Genomic DNA, 16730 nt, shown 5'->3' on the forward strand with positions numbered 1-16730 from the left:
GTTACAGTCAGTCAAGCGGAGTGTCCTCCGCTTTCTTTGTCGTCTCATGAGGATAGGGCGTCCCAAATGACCGCGACCAGCAGTCCTTCCCCCCGCCTCACGCCCTCCGGTGTCCCGCACGCAGGAGGGACCGGGACGCTCGGGGACCGCACGGTCTCCCGCATCGGATACGGCGCGATGCAGTTGGAGCGTCCGCACACCGACCGCGACACCGCGATCGCGCTCCTGCGCCGCGCGGTCGAACTCGGCGCCGACCACATCGACACCGCCCAGTTCTACGGAGACGGTTTCGTCAACGGGCTCATTCGCGACGCCTTCCGCCCCGAGGACGGTGTCACGGTCGTCAGCAAGGTCGGTGCCGATCCCAACCCGGGCGGTACCCTTCCGCTGCGTCCGGCCCAGCGGCCCGAGCAGCTGCGGGCGAGTGTCGAGGACAATCTCGGCTCCCTCGGCCTCGACCGGATCCCGGTGGTCAACCTGCGCCGCCTGGATGTCGGGCCGGGTCTGCGGGCCGAGGGCGACCAGGTGGTCGACATCGACGACCAGCTCGCGGTGATGACCGCGCTGCGGGACGAGGGCAAGATCGGCGCGATAGGACTGAGCGGCGTCACCCTCGACGGACTGCGCAGGGCTCTCCCCGCCGATATCGTCTGCGTCCAGAACGCCTACAGCCTGGTCGCACGCGGCGACGAGGAGATGCTCCGGCTCTGCGCCGAGGAGGGGATCGCCTGGGTGCCGTTCTTCCCGCTCGGCGGCGCCTTCCCCGGTCTGCCGAAGGTGACCGGCGAACCGGCCGTCGTCGCCGTCGCCCTGTCCCTTGGCCGTACTCCCGCGCAGGTCGGTCTGGCCTGGCTGCTCCATCACACGCCGAACGTCCTGCTCATCCCAGGGACGGCGGACGCCGCCCACCTGGAGGCGAACATGGCCGTCGGAGCGATCGAACTCGACGAGGCCGCGCTGGCCGCGCTGGCCGCCGTCGAGTCGCGGTCCGTCGACATCGCGCTCGGCTGATCCGTTCGCGGCCGACACGTCCGGGCCGCGCCCACCGTGTGTCACCCGGCCGCGCGGTGCCTGCGTCCGATTCCCGTTCCCGTGCCGCTCTCCCTGTTCCCGGGTCGGCTCCAGGTGACGCGACGACGGGGGAGAGGGGTGTGCCGCCGAACCTGCCGGGCGAAGTGCCGGGCAGGATCCGGCGGTCGTCCGGGCGGGCGGAGCGGCACGCCGACCCGGTGCGCCGGGAACCGTGCGGGCGTGCGCCGGAGCACCGGCGGAGCGGGGCGGGGATCAGCCTCTGTCCAGGCAGAAGGGGTGCCCCGCGGGATCGATGAAGACCCGCCATCTGTCCCCGCCCGGCTGGTGGTACGGCTTGCGGGCGCCCAGCTGCAGCAGCCATGCCTCGGCCTTGTCCAGGTCCTCGACCGCGAAGTCGAGGTGGAACTGCTGGGGGACGGCCGGATCGGGCCAGCTCGGAGCCCGGTAGCCGCCGACCCGCTGGAAGCCGATGAAGAGTCCGTCCGCACGGCGGAGACCGGCGAAGCCGGTGTCCGACTCCGGGTGGAGTTCGAGGCCGGTGATCTGCTGGTAGAACGCCGCCAGAGCCAGCGGATCAGGGCAGTCGAGTGTTATCGCGGTCAGCTTCATCTGCAGGGGCATGGTATCTCCGGGCCGATCGGTGGACCTTCGCGCTCCACACCCTAGTGCCGCGCCGGGCGAGGTTTGCCCGGTGGCGAGGCGTCCTGGTGCGTGTGATCACAAGGCGGCCGGAAGCCGCATGTAGCCGGTCCCACCTGGTTCTTCGGCCGGCGCGGTACTGGACGCGCCGCGGGCCGTCCGAGTGCCGGGCGGCCCGCCGCGACGGCGGCAGCGGTCCCCCGGACACACGGGACGTCCCACGGGCGCCGGTCGTGCTCCGGAGAAGCCCGGAGAGCTCGCGTCACACGGCGCCGCGGCACCGTGCCCGGCGGCCGTGGACCACGCCGTCCCGAGCGGCGGAACGCACAGGGCAGCGGGCGGAACGTCCGAGGCGTCGTGCGTGAGCAGCGCCGGCCCGGCCGGACCGGGCCGGCGCTGCGGTGCCGGTAGGGACCCGGCCTCCGGCACGATCACCGTGTACACGGTCACGGAGCGGCGGTGGCCCGCTGCAGAAGCCCGGCGGGCGGCGGGGGCTCACGGCCGGTTCACGGAGGCGTCGGAGTCCTCGGTGCCGAGGCCGAACAGCCGGCTGTCGCTCCACCACTCCGGTGTCTCGTCGACGACCGGGGTGAGCTCCAACAGCGTCACCTCGTTGCGTCCCAGGACGAGGTCCACGTCGGCGCGCCCGCCGGCGACGGGCACGCTCCGGTGCGAGCGGGCGGGTTCGGCTGCCTCGCGGAGGGCGTCGAGCAGGCGGTTGCCGGGCGCGAGCGGCCGCCCCATCTCGCGCCAGGCGGCCCAGGCGTTGCCGGCGTCCTCGCTCACCCAGCGGCGGCGCGCGAAGGCGGAGCCCCGCGCGTCCGGGGCACCGACGGGCAGGGACAGCCGGACGGTGTGGCCGTCGACGGGCTCGCCGCCGGCCGGGTCGGCCGGCGCCCAGGCCAGCACGGTGACGCGCCCGTCGCCGTGCCGCGTCACCAGGTGGTCCTCGCCCCGGGCGAGCACCTGCTCGCCCATCTCGGCCATGAACGTGTACAGGTGGTAGGTGGGCTTCTTGATCTGGCGGTGCGTCAGCAGTCCGAAGCCGCCGTGGAACGGCGCGGTGGGGATGCCCACCTCCTCGAACACGTCGCTGAACGTCCAGTACGAGAAGGAGTCCGCGATGTCGCCCCCGTTCACCAGCACCGGCGCGAGGTACGCCGCGTGGAACGCGGTGTCGTGGATCGGGTTGTCCGGCCGGTACGAGGAGTTGAACTCGGTGATGTGGACCGGCAGGTCCGCGAGCCCGGTACCCGCCAGTTGCCGACGCGGGGCGCCGAACTGCTCCAGCAGCGCCGACGCCGGCATGAGCGTCTGGTGCGTGCCGAACGGCACGGACTGTTCGGGGCCGGAGGAGTAGGCGTGGCGGCTCACGAAGTCGATCGGCAGGTCGCGGGCCTCGACGAACTCGGCGAAGCGCCGGATCCACCCGTCCTCGTAGCCCGGCGCCAGTGAGGGGCCGCCGACCTGGAGCTCGGCGTCGACCTCCTTGACGGCCAGCGAGGTCACCTCGTAGAGGCGGTGGTAGGCGTCCTGGTCCGCCGCCCAGAAGATCTCCAGGTTGGGCTCGTTCCACACCTCGATCGGCCACCGGCGCACCTGGTCGATGCCGTAGCGGTCGACCAGGTGCCCGATGACGGCGCGGACGAGGTCCGCCCACTCCTTCTCGTCGCGGGGAGGAGTGATGTTGCCCTTCCACCAGAACACGGTGTCGTCGCCGGAGGCGAGCCCGGAGGGCATGAAGCCGAGCTCGAGGAAGGGCGCGATGCCCGTCTCCAGGTAGGCGTCCACCACCTGGTCGACGTACGTGAAGGCGTGGCGCACGCGCCGCTCACCGGCGTGGTCGTAGGGGCGGTGGACGCCCGTCCCGTCGCTGAGCAGGCCGTGCCCCCGGATGTGCCGGAAACCGATCTCCCGCTGGACGAGGCCGAGCGATTCCTGGTAGTCGCGCCGCAGCGCGAGGTCGAACCGGCCCGTGCCGACGCAGTGGCGCCAGGCGTCGGAGAGCTGAGCTGTCGGCTGCCGGGGAACGACGATCCGCATGGTGGAGGTCCCTTTGCTGCGGTGCGGTGCGTGTGAGGTGAGGCTCGCCGGGGACGGGAGGTGGATCAGCGGTGCCCTCGCCTGATGTGTTGCGCACCGTAGGGAGCCGGTGAAAACCGTGTCAAGAGGCGGAGCGGCCCGCCTGCCGGCGCCCGGTGGCCTCCCGGTGCGTGTGCCGGCGGTGCGTGTGCCGGCCGGTCAGGACCGTGGCGAGCATCTCGTACTTCCTTCCCGCTCGGCGACAGCCGTTCCCGGGGCCTGTGCCCCGGAGGAGCGCCAGGGGCGTCCACATGGGAGCCGGCCTCCCCGGATAGGGCCCGGACAGGGCCCGGACAGGGCCCGGAAGCCGGGGCCCGGCCGGGTGTGACTGAGCCCGCCGCCGGCCGTCACCGCGTCCGCTCGTGACCGCGTACGACGGCGGCTGGATCGGTAACGATTGCGCAACTTGCGAAAACTGTTGGTTGCCCCTTGTTCGTTTCTGACTGTACACCTTAGCTTCCGCTTCGCGGATGGCTCATTAGTTTGCGCAAACTAACGGCAGTTGGATCACTGACAACAGATCAGGGAGTTTCCACGATGATGAGGAAAACCCGCAGCGCGACGGCTGCCGCGATCGGCCTGTGCATCGCCGTCGCCGCCACCGGCTGCGCCGGCGGCGGCGACGACAGCGGCGGTTCGTCCGACGGCCAGGCCACGTTGACCATCTGGACGAACGCGATGGAAGGGCGCGGTGCGGAGTACTGGAAGGAGGCCGCGAAGGAGTACCACGCGCTGCACCCGGACGTCACGATCAAGATTCAGTCGGTCCAGAACGAGGACCTCGACGGCAAGCTGCAGAACGCGCTCAACTCGAACTCCGCGCCCGACATCTTCCTGCAGCGTGGTGGCGGCAAGATGCAGGCCATGGTGGACGCCGGTCAGATCCAGGCGCTGGACCTGACCGACACCGACAGGACGAATGTGGGCGAGGCAGCACTCGAGGGGGTCTCGATCGACGGCAAGGTCTACGCGATGCCGCTCGACACGCAGCCCGAGGGCATCTACTACAGCAAGGACCTGTTCGAGAAGGCCGGCATCACCTCGCCGCCGACGACGATGGACGAGCTCAAGGACGCCGTCGCGAAGCTGAAGGCGATCAAGGTCGCGCCGATCGCGGTCGGCGCCAAGGACGCCTGGCCGGCCGCGCACTGGTACTACAACTTCGCCCTGCGCCAGTGCAGCCAGGAGGTCATGCAGGAGGCCGCCAAGTCGCTCACGTTCGACGACGCGTGCTGGACCAAGGCCGGTGAGGACCTGGAGTCGCTCCTGGAGGTCGACCCCTTCCAGAAGGGTTTCCTGACGGCATCGGCGCAGCAGGGCGCCGGGTCCTCGGCGGGCATGCTCGCCAACCACAAGGCGGCCATGGAACTCATGGGCAACTGGAACCCCGGTGTGATCGCCGACCTGACCCCGGACAAGAAGCCGCTCCCCGACCTGGGCTGGTTCCCCTTCCCCGCCGTGCCCGGCGGCAAGGGCGACCCGACCGCCATCATGGGCGGCGCCGGCGGATACTCGCTGTCCAAGAACGCGCCGAAGGAGGCCCTCGGCTTCCTCCAGTTCGTCGTGACCAAGGAGCAGCAGGAGGCCTACGCCGAGGCCTTCGACACGATCCCGGTGAACAAGGAGGCCCAGGGGGTCGTCACCGAGCCCTACAACATCTCGGCCCTGGAGGCCTTCAACAAGGCCGCCTACTCGATGCAGTTCCTCGACACCGTGTACGGCCAGAACGTCGGCAACGCCATGAACATCGCCGTCGTGAACCTGCTGGCCGGCAAGGGTTCTGCCGCCGACATCGTCAAGGACGTCGAAGCTGCCGCCGAGAAGGGCTGAGTAAGCAGACATGAGCAACACCCTGGGTACTGACACGGCCGACGGCCGCCAGTCGCAGGGCACGCCTCGAGCCGGGGACGCGTCCACGTCCGCGTCCCCGGCTCCGCCGCGAGCGGCTGCGCACCGCCGGGGCCGTGCCAGGGTGCGACTGGAGATCGCGGTCCTGTCCGCACCGGCGATCATCACGTTCCTGGCGTTCGTGATCTTCCCGGTCGCGCTCGCCGCGTACTACGGCTTCTACCAGTGGAAGGGCTACGGGGAGCCCACGGACTGGGTCGGCCTGAACAACTACAAGCTGATCCTCACCGACCCCCTGTTCCACGACGCCCTGGGGCACAACGGCCTGATCCTGGTGCTCTCCCTGCTCATCCAGGGTCCGCTGGCGATCGTCCTGGCGCTCCTGCTCAACCAGCGGATCCGCGGCCGCTCGGCCATCCGTGTCCTGATCTTCGTGCCCTACATCATCTCCGAGGTCATCGTCGGCACCGGCTGGGGCCTGATGCTCCAGAGCAACGGAGCCGTCAACGACCTGCTGCACCAGATCGGTCTGGGCTCCCTGGAAGCCGACTGGATCGCCGACCCGGACCTGGCCATCTGGTCGCTGATGGCCATCATCTCGTGGAAGTACATCGGCTTCGCGGTGATCCTGATGCTCGCCGGCCTGCAGTCGATCCCCGACGAGATCTTCGAGGCCGCGCAGATCGACGGTGCCTCCTACTGGCAGATCCAGCGCCGCATCACGCTGCCGCTGCTGGGGCCGACGATCCGCATCTGGGCGTTCCTGTCGATCATCGGCTCGCTGCAGTTGTTCGACCTCGTCTACATCATCTGGGGCCAGTACGTCTCGGGCACCGCGGGCACCTCGACCATGGCGATCTACATGCTCGCCCAGGGCCGCAACGCGGGCAACTACGGCTACGGCAGCGCCGTCGCGGTCGTGATGTTCGTGATCTCGCTCATCGTCGCGCTGATCTACCAGCGCTTCGTCCTGCGCCGCGACCTCAAGGGCGCCGTCACTGAAGGGACCGTGTGATGAGCGCGACGACCGCCACCCCCGGTATGTCCCCCGAGGTGGAACAGAAGGCGCCCACCGGCCGCCGCGGCAACCGCGACAAGCCCCAGAAGTGGGGGAGTCCCGTCACCTACTTCGTCGCGCTGCTCTTCGTCGGCATCTGCGTCGCACCGGTGCTCTACATCGTGATCGGCGGATTCCGCACCAACGCGCAGATCACCACGGACCCGGCCGCCCTGCCGAGCCCCTGGGTGGTCGGCAACTACATCGACATCCTGAAGTCGACGGTGTTCTGGGGCGAGTTCGCCAACTCCCTCATCGTCGCGATCGCGAGCACCGCCGGCACCGTCGTGCTCGGCCTGATGGTGAGCTTCGTGATCGCACGCTACGACTTCAAACTCAAGGGCGCGATGTACTCCCTGTTCGCCGCGGGCCTGATGTTCCCGCTGGTCGTCGCGATCACTCCGCTGTACCTCGTCATCAAGGACCTCGGCCTCGTCGACAACCTGCTCGGTGTGATCATCCCGCAGATCGCCTTCGGACTGCCGGTGACCGTCATCATCCTGGTGCCGTTCCTGCGGGCCATTCCGAACGAGCTCGAGGAGGCCGCCGCGATCGACGGCATGAGCCGGCTCGGGTTCTTCTTCCGCATGGTGGTCCCGCTGTCAGTGCCCGGTGTGGTCACCGTCGGCATCCTCGGGTTCATCGGCAGCTGGAACAACTACATCCTCCCCCTGTACGTCCTCAACACGCAGGCGAACTACACCCTGCCGCTCGGCGTCCAGGTGTTCTCCTCGCAGTACTCCACGGACACCGCGAAGGTCCTCGCGTTCACCTCACTCGCCATGCTGCCCGCACTGATCTTCTTCTCGGTCTTCGAGAAGCGCATCGTCGGCGGCCTCACCGGCGCCGTGAAGGGCTGAGGCCGGCACAGGATCCCAACCGGACCGTCCCACGCCTGCCCCTGCCACGCCTCCGGCGGGGGCGGGCCGCTGACCGACGGCATCGCCCAGCCCGCGGCACGCCCCGTGCCATCCCCTGGAAAGGACCGCCGAATTGCCCCGCGCCCACATCGAGCTCGACAGGCAGGCCGTCATCGCCCCTGTCCGGCGCCGCACCTTCGGCTCGTTCGTCGAGCACCTCGGCCGCTGCGTGTACACCGGGCTCTACGAGCCGGGACACCCGAGCGCGAACGACGAGGGGTTCCGCATGGACGTCGTCGAACTCGTCAGGGAGCTCGGCAGCACCACCATCCGCTATCCGGGCGGCAACTTCGTCTCAGGGTTCCGCTGGGAGGACTCCGTCGGCCCGCGCGAGAAGCGCCCGGTGCGCCGCGACCTCGCCTGGCGCTCGATCGAGTCGAACCAGGTCGGCCTCGACGAGTTCGCCAGGTGGCTCAAGCTCACCGGCTCCGAGCTGATGCTGGCGGTCAACGTCGCCACCCGAGGCATCCTGCCCGCCCTGGACCTGCTCGAGTACGCCAACCACCCGTCCGGCACGGCCCTGTCGGACCTGCGCATCGCCAACGGCACGCCGGACCCGCACAACGTGCGCATGTGGTGCCTCGGCAACGAGATGGACGGCCCCTGGCAGACCGGGTTCATGACGGCGGACGACTACGGAAAGCTCGCCGCCCGTACCGCCGCCGCGATGAAGCGGGCCGACAAGGACCTCGAACTCGTCGTCTGCGGCTCCTCCGGGTCCGACATGCCGACCTTCGGCGACTGGGAGCGCACGGTGCTCGAGCACGCTTACGACCATGTCGACTACGTCTCGTGCCACGCGTACTACCAGGAGCACGACGGCGACCTCGGATCCTTCCTCGCCTCGGCGACCGACATGGACTACTTCATCGACACCGTCGTCGCGACCGCCGACCACGTGGGGCACAAGAAACGCTCCCACAAGAAGATCGACGTCTCCTTCGACGAGTGGAACGTCTGGTACCTCAAGGAACACCAGGAGTCCGAGGAGGCCTACGACGAGTGGCGCCACGCCCCCCGGCAGCTCGAGGACACGTACACGGTGGCGGACGCCGTCGTCGTCGGCAATCTGCTGATGACGCTCCTCAAGCGCAGCGACCGCGTCACCTCGGCATCGCTCGCGCAGCTCGTCAACGTGATCGCTCCGATCATGACCGAGCCCGGCGGCCCGGCCTGGCGGCAGACGACCTTCTACCCGTTCTCGATCACGAGCCGGCTCGCGTCCGGCGAGGTGATCCGGCCCGTGATCGAGGCGCCGGTGTACGAGACGGCGCGCCACGGCGAGGCATCCGTCATCGACGCCGTCGCGACCGCCGACGAGGACCGGGCCGCGGTCTTCCTCGTCAACCGTGACCTGGCGGAGACCGCGCAGGTCACGATCGACGTGCGCGGCCTCGGCTCGTCACGCATCGACGAGGCGGTCACGCTCGCCGACTCCGACGTGTACGCGAAGAACACGCTCGACAAGCAGGACCGGGTGACCCCCGCCGCGAACCCGAGCGCGACACTCGCCGACGGCCTGCTCACCATCGAGCTGCCGCCGACGTCGTGGACGGCGATCGCCCTCCGGTGAGCGACGACACGGAACCCGGCCGGGAGCCGGCCCGCTCCCGGCACGGCGGCCCGGTCCGGAAACCGCCGGCCTCCGTCGCCGAGCGCCGCGAGGTGGCCTGTGCGCTGCGCGACGGAACACGGCTCCGGACCGTCCTGCTGGTTCCGCACGGGACCGGGCCGTGGCCGGCCCTGCTGACCCGTCACCCCTATGACGTGACCGGTGACGAACACGACGGGATGCTCGACGTCGGGCGCCTGGCCGCCGCCGGATACCTCGTCGCGCTCCAGGACGTGCGGGGGCGCTTCGGCTCCGAAGGCGTCTTCGACCCGTGTGCGCAGGAGGTGGCCGACGGCGCCGACGCCGTGGCCTGGCTCGCGGCACTTCCCGAATGCACCGGCGCCGTCGGAATGTGGGGCGCGTCCTACGCCTCGGAGACCCAGTTCAGCGCTTTTCTGGGGGGCGCCCCGGCGCTGCGGGCGATCGCTCCCGCCCTGACGCCGGCGATGTCGGCGCTCGACGGTTTCCGGTTTCGCGGCGGGGTGCCGGAGATCGGAAGCACCCTCGCGTGGTCGCACTACGCGATCGCCCCGGACCTGATCACGCGCATCGACTCCGCCCGTGAACGGGAGGCCGAGCAGAGGCGGTGGGAGGCGACCGAGCGCGCGATCACGACCCGGGAGGCGTTCCGGGCCGGCACTCTGCGGGCCCGCCCGGATGCCGATCGGGACGCCGAGTCGATCGTCGTGTGGGGTCTGGACCGGCTGCGGGAGCCGCTCGGGTCGGCGCGGCACCGCGCCGGGAAGATCGTCGACCGAATCGACGAGATCGACATCCCGGTCCTCCTGACCGGCGGGTGGTTCGACGTCTTCCTCGGGTCGACCCTGGAGATCTACCGGCGTCTGCTGCGCCGTGCGAAGGACACCGGTGGGCCGGTGCCCCACCTCCTTGTCGGCCCCTGGACGCATGACAACCTGTCGGGCCGGACAGCCGGGGTGGACTTCGGGCCGGGAGCGTCCGCCGACGACCTCGGCGGCAGTGGGGACCTCACCGCGCAGCACGTGCGGTGGTTCGACGCCGTCCTTCGCGCGGGCGCGGCGGACACGCCGCCGGTGCGCGTGTTCCTGATGGGCTCGAACCGGTGGATCGGACTGGAGGAGTTCCCTCCGCGCGACACGCGGACGCTCGAGCTGTACCTGAGCGCCGGGGAGTCACTGACGGCCGAGCCGGCCGGGAGCGGTGAACGGCGGCTGACCAGCGATCCGGCATCCCCGGTGCCGACGTGCGGCGGCGCGGTGCTCCTCGTCGCGCCGTTCGAGGCGGGACCCGCCGACCAGACGGCGATCGAGTCGCGGCAGGACGTGGTCTCGTGGCGCACCGTGCCGCTCGCCGAGGAACTCACGGTGCTGGGCGCGGTCCGTGCCGTCGTCCACCTCGCGACCACGGGAACGGACGCGGACGTGGTCGTGCGGCTGTGCGACGAACACCCGGACGGCAGCAGCCTCGTCATCGCCGACGGGGTGCAGCGAGGGTCGGCGCGGTCCGTCGACCCGGTCACGGGCCGCGGCGACAGGCGACCCGTCGAGCCGCATCAGGTGCAGGAGTTCACCGTGGACCTCTGGTCGACGGCACACACGTTCCTGCCGGGCCACCGGGTACGCGTCGACATCGCACCGAGCTCGTCACCCCGCTGGGATGTCGGATGCAACGCCTTCGACCCGGCCGGGGCGGTCACGGAGCCCGCCGTGGCGGAGTGCACGATCCGCCACGGCGCCGCCCATCCGAGCCGCCTCGTCCTGCAGATGGTGGGGACGGCGCCGCGATGAGAGCGGGCGCCGCGAAGAGAGCGGTCGGCACACGCCTGCCCGCGTCATCGGCGTAGTGCCGCGGTCGCCGGGGCGGACCCGGTGGAGGCACGGACGACCAGCTCGGTGGCCAGCTCCATGCGGACGGGGGACCGGGCACTGCCGTCCTCTCCCCGGGAGAGCTCGATCAGCAGCTTGACCGCCGCGGCACCCAGCTCGGTGCTGGGCTGTCTGACGGTCGTCAGCCCGGGGGTGACGTACTGCGCCTCGGGCAGGTCGTCGAAGCCGATGACGCTGACGTCCTCGGGAATCCGCAGACCCCGAGCGCCCAGCGCGTCGTAGATGCCGAGCGCCATCGGATCCGAGCAGGCGAAGATCCCCGTGATCCGCGGGTCGCCGTCGAGCAGGGCGTGGGTGGCGGTCGTCGCCTTGGTGCGGTTCCACCCGCCGTAGACCACGGACACCGCGGCACCGCCGGCGGTCGCCGTGTCGGCCGCCGCACGGAAACCGTCGACACGCGCCCGGCTGAAGAGATGGCGGGCATGGCCGGCGACAACCCCCATCCGCGCATGGCCGAGGGACAGCAGGTGCTCAGCGGCCATGCGGCCGCCATCCCAGTTCGCCACGCCGATGCTCGCCACCCCTGACGGCGGTGTGCTCATCGGGTCGATCAGCACCACGGGGACGCCCGCGGCGGACAGCGCGTTGAACTGCCGCGAGGTGGGATCGATCAGCGTCCCGATCGTGCCGGCGGTGCGCCTTCTCAGGACCCGCGACACCCAGTCGCTGTGCGGTTCGGCGAGCGTCAGCACGACATCGAGCCCCGCTGCCGCCGCCTCCCGCCCGACCCCGGCTATCAACAGGTTCGCCCATGACCCCTCGAAATGGGTGACCACGAGATCGAGCACGCCGGACAAGCCGCTCTCGTCCCGCACGCTGTCGCTCTTGGACCCGGCCCGGCGGGTGTAGCCGACGGCTCGCACGGCTTCCATGACCTTCGCGCGCGTCTCGGCCGAGACGTCGGTCCCGCCTCGCAGCACCTTGGACACGGTGGGCACGCTCGTACCGGCAGTCTTGGCCACCAAGGACAGGGTGGGGCGCGATCCGGCGGGACGGGGGGGCATGGGGACAGATTAACCGGCGAGGAGGCCGCCCAGGACGCCGGGTCGGCACCGCGGCCGGCCGAGCCGGCCGCGGACGAGGGCTCCGGGGCGGTGCGGGCGGCCCGGGCAGGCGAGGACGGTCGTGAGCAGGGCAGCGGTGCGAGTGGTGCTGCGGAGGTGCTCGCCGCCGGCGCCTGCCGGATCAACACCGCTGCTCCTGGTCCTCAGCGCGTGGTCTCCTGGCATGCCGGGTGCGGCATCCGCACGGACGCAGGTGCCGCACACGGCCGCGCGCCGGGCGTCACGCGGAGGGGGCCGGGGCCGGGGTGTACTCGAACCAGTCGAAGGCGACCGTGCCCTCGGTGGCGTACATGCCGATCACACGGCCGGTGAAGCCGCAGGCGACCTCGGTGGAAAGGTAGCGCCCGTCCAGTTCGGCGAGCGGCCGGGCGTCCGGGGCGCCGGGATCGCCGAGCCAGAAGGCGACGGTGTCGGGGCCCGTGGTCCCGCCGTCGGTGAGTTCGGGTGACGCGGGCACGAGGCCGGACGTCCGGATCGTCACGGTGAGGGTCAGCGGCCCGGCCGGGACCGGCCGGGCCGCCATGGTCTGGCGCAGCGGGCCGATCCGGGCGACGACGCGGACCTCCCCGTTTCCGACCTCCAGTTCGTAGTGGTGGGCCTCGTCCAGGCGCACGCACAGGCCGCCGCGTCCGGTACCCGGGTCGATCGCGGCGGTGACGCGGCAGTCGTGGTGCTGCTGGCGGCGGCCGACGAAGGTGTACCCGGGGCGGTCGAGGGTGGAGCCGGTGGCGTTCAGGACCAGCAGGCCGGGGCGCTCGGTGAGCGACCAGGAGCCCTCCGGGCGGGCGAACGGCGAGACCCAGTGCGGCGCGAGAGCGGCCCCGTCGAAGTCGTCGCGGGCGGGCGGGGCCGGAACGGGATGCCAGGCACCGCCGGGGGCCGCATGGCGCTCGGGAACGGGCGCGACGACGGGCCAGCCGTCCTCGTCCCACTCCACGGGGGTCAGGAACGTCTCGCGGCCGAGCACGTGCACGTCGGGAGTGAAGCCGCGGGGGCGGACGCCGAGCAGCACCATCCACCAGCTGCCGTCGGGAGCCTCCACCAGATCGGCGTGGCCGGTGTTCTGGATGGAGCGGGCGGTACCGCTGTGGGACAGCAGGGGGTTGGCGGGTGCGCCCTCCCAGGGACCGCGCGGCGAACGGCCGCGGGCGACGGACACGCTGTGGCCGCGTTCCGTGCCGCCTTCCGCGATCAGCAGGTACCACCAGTCGCCGATGCGGTAGAGGTGCGGCGCCTCGGGGTACTTCAGGCCACTGCCCGACCAGGTGGCGAAAGGCCCCTCCAGCACCTCGCCCCCGACCGGGTCGATCCTGGCCATGTTGATGCCGCCCTCAGGCCCGGAGAAGGCACACCAGCAGGTGCCGTCCTCCTCCCACGCCAGGTCGGGGTCGATCCCGGACAGGTCGATCCACACCGGGTCGCTCCACGGACCCTCGGGCCGCTCGGCCGAGACGACGAAGTTGCCGCCGCCGTCGATATTGGTGTTGACGACCCAGAAACGGCCGTCGTGGTGGCGGATCGTGGGGGCGTAGAGGCCGCCGGACGCCTTGGCGCCGGGGAGGGGCAGCGGCAGTTGCCCGGGCCGGTCGAGCACGTTGCCGATCTGCTCCCAGTGCACGAGGTCCTTGCTGTGGAAGAGCGGCAGCCCGGGGAAGTACTCGAAACTGGAGCACACCAGGTAGTAGTCGTCGCCGACCCGGCACACGCTCGGATCGGGATGGAACCCGCTGATCACAGGGTTGTCGTACGTATGCACGGAAACGTGCTCCCTCCGAGCCGCCGGGCGCCGTGGAGCGAGTCTAGTGCTGTGACCGGGAACGTTCGCCGGGGGCAGCTCGATCAGTCCGGCCGTGCTGCTTCCCACCTCCATGAGGTCTGGCGGGGGAGCCCGTCGAGTTCTCCGCGGCCGGTGCACCAGAGGAGTACCCGAGTGGCATCTCCGGGCGGGGCGGCGGGGAGGAGCCGGTTGAGTACTGCCGCGCTCAGCGGTGCCGGTGGCAGCCAGTCCACGGACAGTCCCTGCGTGATGTCGTGGGTGTGCAGCAGGATTTCGGCGACGCCCATCGCGGCGAACCCTTCGGGGTCGCACGGGCCCCAGTGCCAGGCCCGCAGGGTCGGGCCGGCTGTGGCCAGGGCGCTGCTGAGCAGTCCGCCGCAGGCGGTGACGGCCTGGAGTACGCCGGCCGACGAGGCGGTGGGACGGATGTTCAGGTCGATGGGAAGGCAGGCGTCGGCGGGCTGTGCCGCCGGCTGCCCTGCGTAGGCCGGCAGGTCGTGGCCGATGTGGGCGGGGATGTTGTCCGGGATGATGCGGATCGGGGCGCCGTCGGGTCGGGCGGCGCGGACCGACTTCAGAGCCGTCAGGCTGTTGCCGGTGCCCTTGCGGCGGCGGTCGACACCCCACAGACGGTCGTCGCCGTCGGAGTTGTGCCGCCCCAGCAGGCGCTCTCGTGGCCGCAGCCGTCCCGGTGCGGCAGGATCGATGCGGGCGGCCCCGGTTTCCGCTTCGTGCGCTGTTCCCGCGACTACGCGGACCACCCCGGCTGGGAGGGTACGGGGTCCGCGCTGTGCCGCCGTTTCCGCGCGTACGACGCCGCCCGCCGGGAGAAACGACGTACCGCCGGAGCGGCCCTGGGGCAGGGCGGTGGCCCGGTGCCGCCGGGCTCCCCCGGCAGGGAGTCGGCGGCGGTACGCCGGTCACACCGTCGCCGGGCCGCCGTCCCGCCGGAACGGGGCGATGATCTTCCGTACGGCCTCCGCGGCCCCCCAGTCGTCGTCGTCATGGGCGATGACGCTCAGGAGTTCCCGGAGATGGAAGAGGTCCATCCGGTCCCGCCAGCCGCCGTTGATCCCGGTGATCTCCTCGTACACGGCGAAGAAGCGGTCCGAGGCGGGCGGGCGCGGGGAGCACCACAGCATGCTGAGGTCGATCTCCGGCCAGTTGTAGGACACGGCGGGATCGATGAGTACGGGCGCGCCGTCGGCGGTGGCGACGATGTTCTCCTGCCACAGATCGCCGTGGGTCAGGCACGGGGGCCGGTCCGGCACGAGTTCGGGCAGGGCGGCGCAGAGCCGTTCCAGGGCCTGCCGTTCCGCGGTGTCGAAGGCCGCCGCGACCAGAGGTTCCGACAGCCAGCGCAGGATGCGCCGCTCCGCGAGGAACGCGTGGCCGTCGCTGTCCCACGTGTTGTCCTGGCGCAGTCGGCCCAGCCAGCCCGGACGATGCCAGCCGAACCGCTCGGCGGTCGTGGAGGTGTGCAGGGTGGCGACCGTGTGGGCGAGCCGCTCCCAGAAAGGCTCGTCGTCGCGGCGTGGCCGCATCCTCTCCAGCACGAGCAGCCGGGGTGAGGCGCACAGCACCTCCGGCGTGATCACCCCGCCGGTCTCGCGGAGCTCCGTCAGGCCGGCGGCTTCGACGGGGAAGATGTCCCGGTCCGGCCCGAGAAGTGTCTTCGCGAATATCTGGGAATCGTCCTCGAGGGTTGCCAGACCGGCGATTGCGACCACTCCGCCGGTGGCTTTCTTCACCTCTCTGGCCGCGTATCCCGCTTCCTGGAGACGCTTGGTGAGTATCTCTTCGTCAGACACCCGGAAATCGCATCATATTTTTCCCGGACACGCCAGGGGACCGTTCCGGTCACATTCATCGGTGGCCGCGGGCCGGGAGCGTGTACAGCTCCGCGTGGGGACCGTCGCGTCACAGCGGTACGGCGCGGTCCCCGGCTTCCGCGATCCGGCCGTCCTCGACCACGACGACGAGGTCGGCCACTCCCGCCGTGGAGAAACGGCGGGAAATCAGCAGCGTGATCCCGCCGTCGGTCGCCGGCCTTTCGGCCCGCACGGCATATTGACCCGAGACCGTTGGGTCTCTGATTCGCTTATCGCCATGAGAGTGAGATGTCGGGGAATGCGCGCCGCTTGTCGCCATCGGCGCAGGAAGCGCTGCGGGCGCGGGCGGTGGCCGCACTGGCCGGAGGAAAAGCGGGTCGGCGAACACCAGGTGCTGTCGGAGGCAGAACAGCAGGCGGTGAGGCAGGCAGTGCTCGACCACCGGCTGTGTGACCTGGGACTTCGGGGTGTTTGTGGGCTCGGGGCCGGATTGGCGCGCTCGTCGCGAAGCTGTATCGGGTGAGGACGACCGAGCCGGGGTGGGTGCGCACCTGCGCCGCTGGGCCCTGTCGTTCCGGCGTCCGGACAAGCGCACGGCCGAGCAGGCTCCGGAAGCGGTCCGCTTCTGGCACGAGCAGACCTGGCCGGAGATCCGGGCCCAGGCAAGGCAGAGGGCCGCGAGGTGCTGTTCGCCGACCAGGTCGGGATCCGCTCGGACCGGGTCACCGGCCGCACCTGGGGCGCCAAGGGGCACTTCATGGTGTTCACCGAATCCCTCGACGCGAAGGTCGTGTGCCGTTTCCCGGACCGGCTCGTCGGACACTTCCATCACAAGATCCGCCTTGTGGTGGACCGGCACTCGGCACACCGCTCCAATCAGACTGAGGCAGGAAAGATCCACCACCCCTGCGGGGTTCCGGTCAGCGACAAGAGGCCGGACATCACTCTTGCACCGCCGTGACCGGCCAGGCCAGGGGCGCCGCATCGGCGGTGCCCCGCTGC

At 70.9% G+C, this 16730-nt stretch carries 14 protein-coding genes; 7 read left to right on the forward strand and 7 right to left on the reverse strand.

Annotated elements, in window-relative coordinates; all coding sequences use genetic code 11:
• Positions 1–66: 66 nt before the first annotated feature.
• Positions 67–1011: an aldo/keto reductase gene (locus tag CUT44_RS01095; protein ID WP_100200185.1), complete on the forward strand. Its 945-nt coding sequence runs from the start codon at positions 67–69 to the stop codon at positions 1009–1011.
• 273 nt (positions 1012–1284) lie between these two features.
• On the opposite strand, the gene CUT44_RS01100 is transcribed toward CUT44_RS01095, so the two are convergent.
• Both CUT44_RS01100 and CUT44_RS01105 read right to left on the reverse strand, forming a co-directional pair.
• A complete protein-coding gene (locus CUT44_RS01100) occupies positions 1285–1653 on the reverse strand; it encodes a VOC family protein (RefSeq protein WP_100200186.1) in 369 nt (122 codons plus the stop codon).
• Positions 1654–2166: 513 nt separating this feature from the next.
• Entirely contained in the window at positions 2167–3714 is a 1548-nt protein-coding gene (locus tag CUT44_RS01105; protein WP_100200187.1) for a GH39 family glycosyl hydrolase, read from the reverse strand.
• Between the two features lie 576 nt (positions 3715–4290).
• Between CUT44_RS01105 and CUT44_RS01110 the strand changes: the two genes are divergently transcribed.
• The 5 genes from CUT44_RS01110 (at position 4291) to CUT44_RS01130 (ending at position 10956) form a co-directional block, all read left to right on the forward strand.
• Entirely contained in the window at positions 4291–5583 is a 1293-nt protein-coding gene (locus CUT44_RS01110; protein WP_100200188.1) for an ABC transporter substrate-binding protein, read from the forward strand.
• Positions 5584–5725: 142 nt separating this feature from the next.
• Positions 5726–6616, forward strand: a complete 891-nt coding sequence (locus tag CUT44_RS01115; RefSeq protein ID WP_233221070.1) for a carbohydrate ABC transporter permease — start codon at positions 5726–5728, stop codon at positions 6614–6616.
• On the forward strand, positions 6616–7518 hold the full coding sequence (locus tag CUT44_RS01120; RefSeq protein ID WP_100200190.1) for a carbohydrate ABC transporter permease: 903 nt from the start codon (positions 6616–6618) through the stop codon (positions 7516–7518). The genes CUT44_RS01115 and CUT44_RS01120 overlap by 1 nt, the downstream gene beginning before the upstream one ends.
• Positions 7519–7651: 133 nt before the next feature.
• Positions 7652–9151 (forward strand): arabinosylfuranosidase ArfA, encoded by a 1500-nt coding sequence (arfA, locus tag CUT44_RS01125; RefSeq protein WP_100200191.1) that lies wholly within the window; start codon positions 7652–7654, stop codon positions 9149–9151.
• Positions 9148–10956, forward strand: a complete 1809-nt coding sequence (locus CUT44_RS01130) for a CocE/NonD family hydrolase (protein WP_100200192.1) — start codon at positions 9148–9150, stop codon at positions 10954–10956. Before arfA ends, CUT44_RS01130 begins: the two co-directional genes overlap by 4 nt.
• A 44-nt stretch (positions 10957–11000) precedes the next feature.
• Here the strand turns inward: CUT44_RS01130 and CUT44_RS01135 are convergent, their stop codons facing one another.
• The 5 genes from CUT44_RS01135 to CUT44_RS32945 all read right to left on the reverse strand — a co-directional run bounded on the left by CUT44_RS01135 (position 11001) and on the right by CUT44_RS32945 (position 15960).
• Positions 11001–12017 (reverse strand): LacI family DNA-binding transcriptional regulator, encoded by a 1017-nt coding sequence (locus CUT44_RS01135; RefSeq protein WP_233221071.1) that lies wholly within the window; start codon positions 12015–12017, stop codon positions 11001–11003.
• 322 nt (positions 12018–12339) lie between these two features.
• Entirely contained in the window at positions 12340–13875 is a 1536-nt protein-coding gene (locus tag CUT44_RS01140; RefSeq protein WP_100200194.1) for a glycoside hydrolase family 43 protein, read from the reverse strand.
• Between the two features lie 83 nt (positions 13876–13958).
• A complete protein-coding gene (locus tag CUT44_RS33715; RefSeq protein ID WP_233221072.1) occupies positions 13959–14657 on the reverse strand; it encodes a hypothetical protein in 699 nt (232 codons plus the stop codon).
• Between the two features lie 159 nt (positions 14658–14816).
• Positions 14817–15707 (reverse strand): fructosamine kinase family protein, encoded by an 891-nt coding sequence (locus CUT44_RS01150; protein ID WP_100200195.1) that lies wholly within the window; start codon positions 15705–15707, stop codon positions 14817–14819.
• A 109-nt stretch (positions 15708–15816) separates the two neighbouring features.
• Positions 15817–15960, reverse strand: coding sequence for a hypothetical protein (locus tag CUT44_RS32945; RefSeq protein WP_158239550.1), 144 nt, complete (start codon positions 15958–15960; stop codon positions 15817–15819).
• 450 nt (positions 15961–16410) lie between these two features.
• Between CUT44_RS32945 and CUT44_RS34790 the strand changes: the two genes are divergently transcribed.
• On the forward strand, positions 16411–16689 hold the full coding sequence (locus CUT44_RS34790; RefSeq protein ID WP_408646694.1) for a hypothetical protein: 279 nt from the start codon (positions 16411–16413) through the stop codon (positions 16687–16689).
• Positions 16690–16730 lie beyond the last annotated feature (41 nt).

The organism is Streptomyces carminius (genome assembly GCF_002794255.1).
Taxonomy (GTDB): domain Bacteria; phylum Actinomycetota; class Actinomycetes; order Streptomycetales; family Streptomycetaceae; genus Streptomyces; species Streptomyces carminius.

What these genes read in the sequence shown, in the direction of transcription:
- CUT44_RS01095 (WP_100200185.1), top strand. Translation starts at nt 67, where the DNA reads ATGACCGCGACCAGCAGTCCTTCCCCCCGCCTCACGCCCTCCGGTGTC.
- CUT44_RS01100 (WP_100200186.1), bottom strand. Translation starts at nt 1,653, where the DNA reads ATGCCCCTGCAGATGAAGCTGACCGCGATAACACTCGACTGCCCTGAT.
- CUT44_RS01105 (WP_100200187.1), bottom strand. Translation starts at nt 3,714, where the DNA reads ATGCGGATCGTCGTTCCCCGGCAGCCGACAGCTCAGCTCTCCGACGCC.
- CUT44_RS01110 (WP_100200188.1), top strand. Translation starts at nt 4,291, where the DNA reads ATGATGAGGAAAACCCGCAGCGCGACGGCTGCCGCGATCGGCCTGTGC.
- CUT44_RS01120 (WP_100200190.1), top strand. Translation starts at nt 6,616, where the DNA reads ATGAGCGCGACGACCGCCACCCCCGGTATGTCCCCCGAGGTGGAACAG.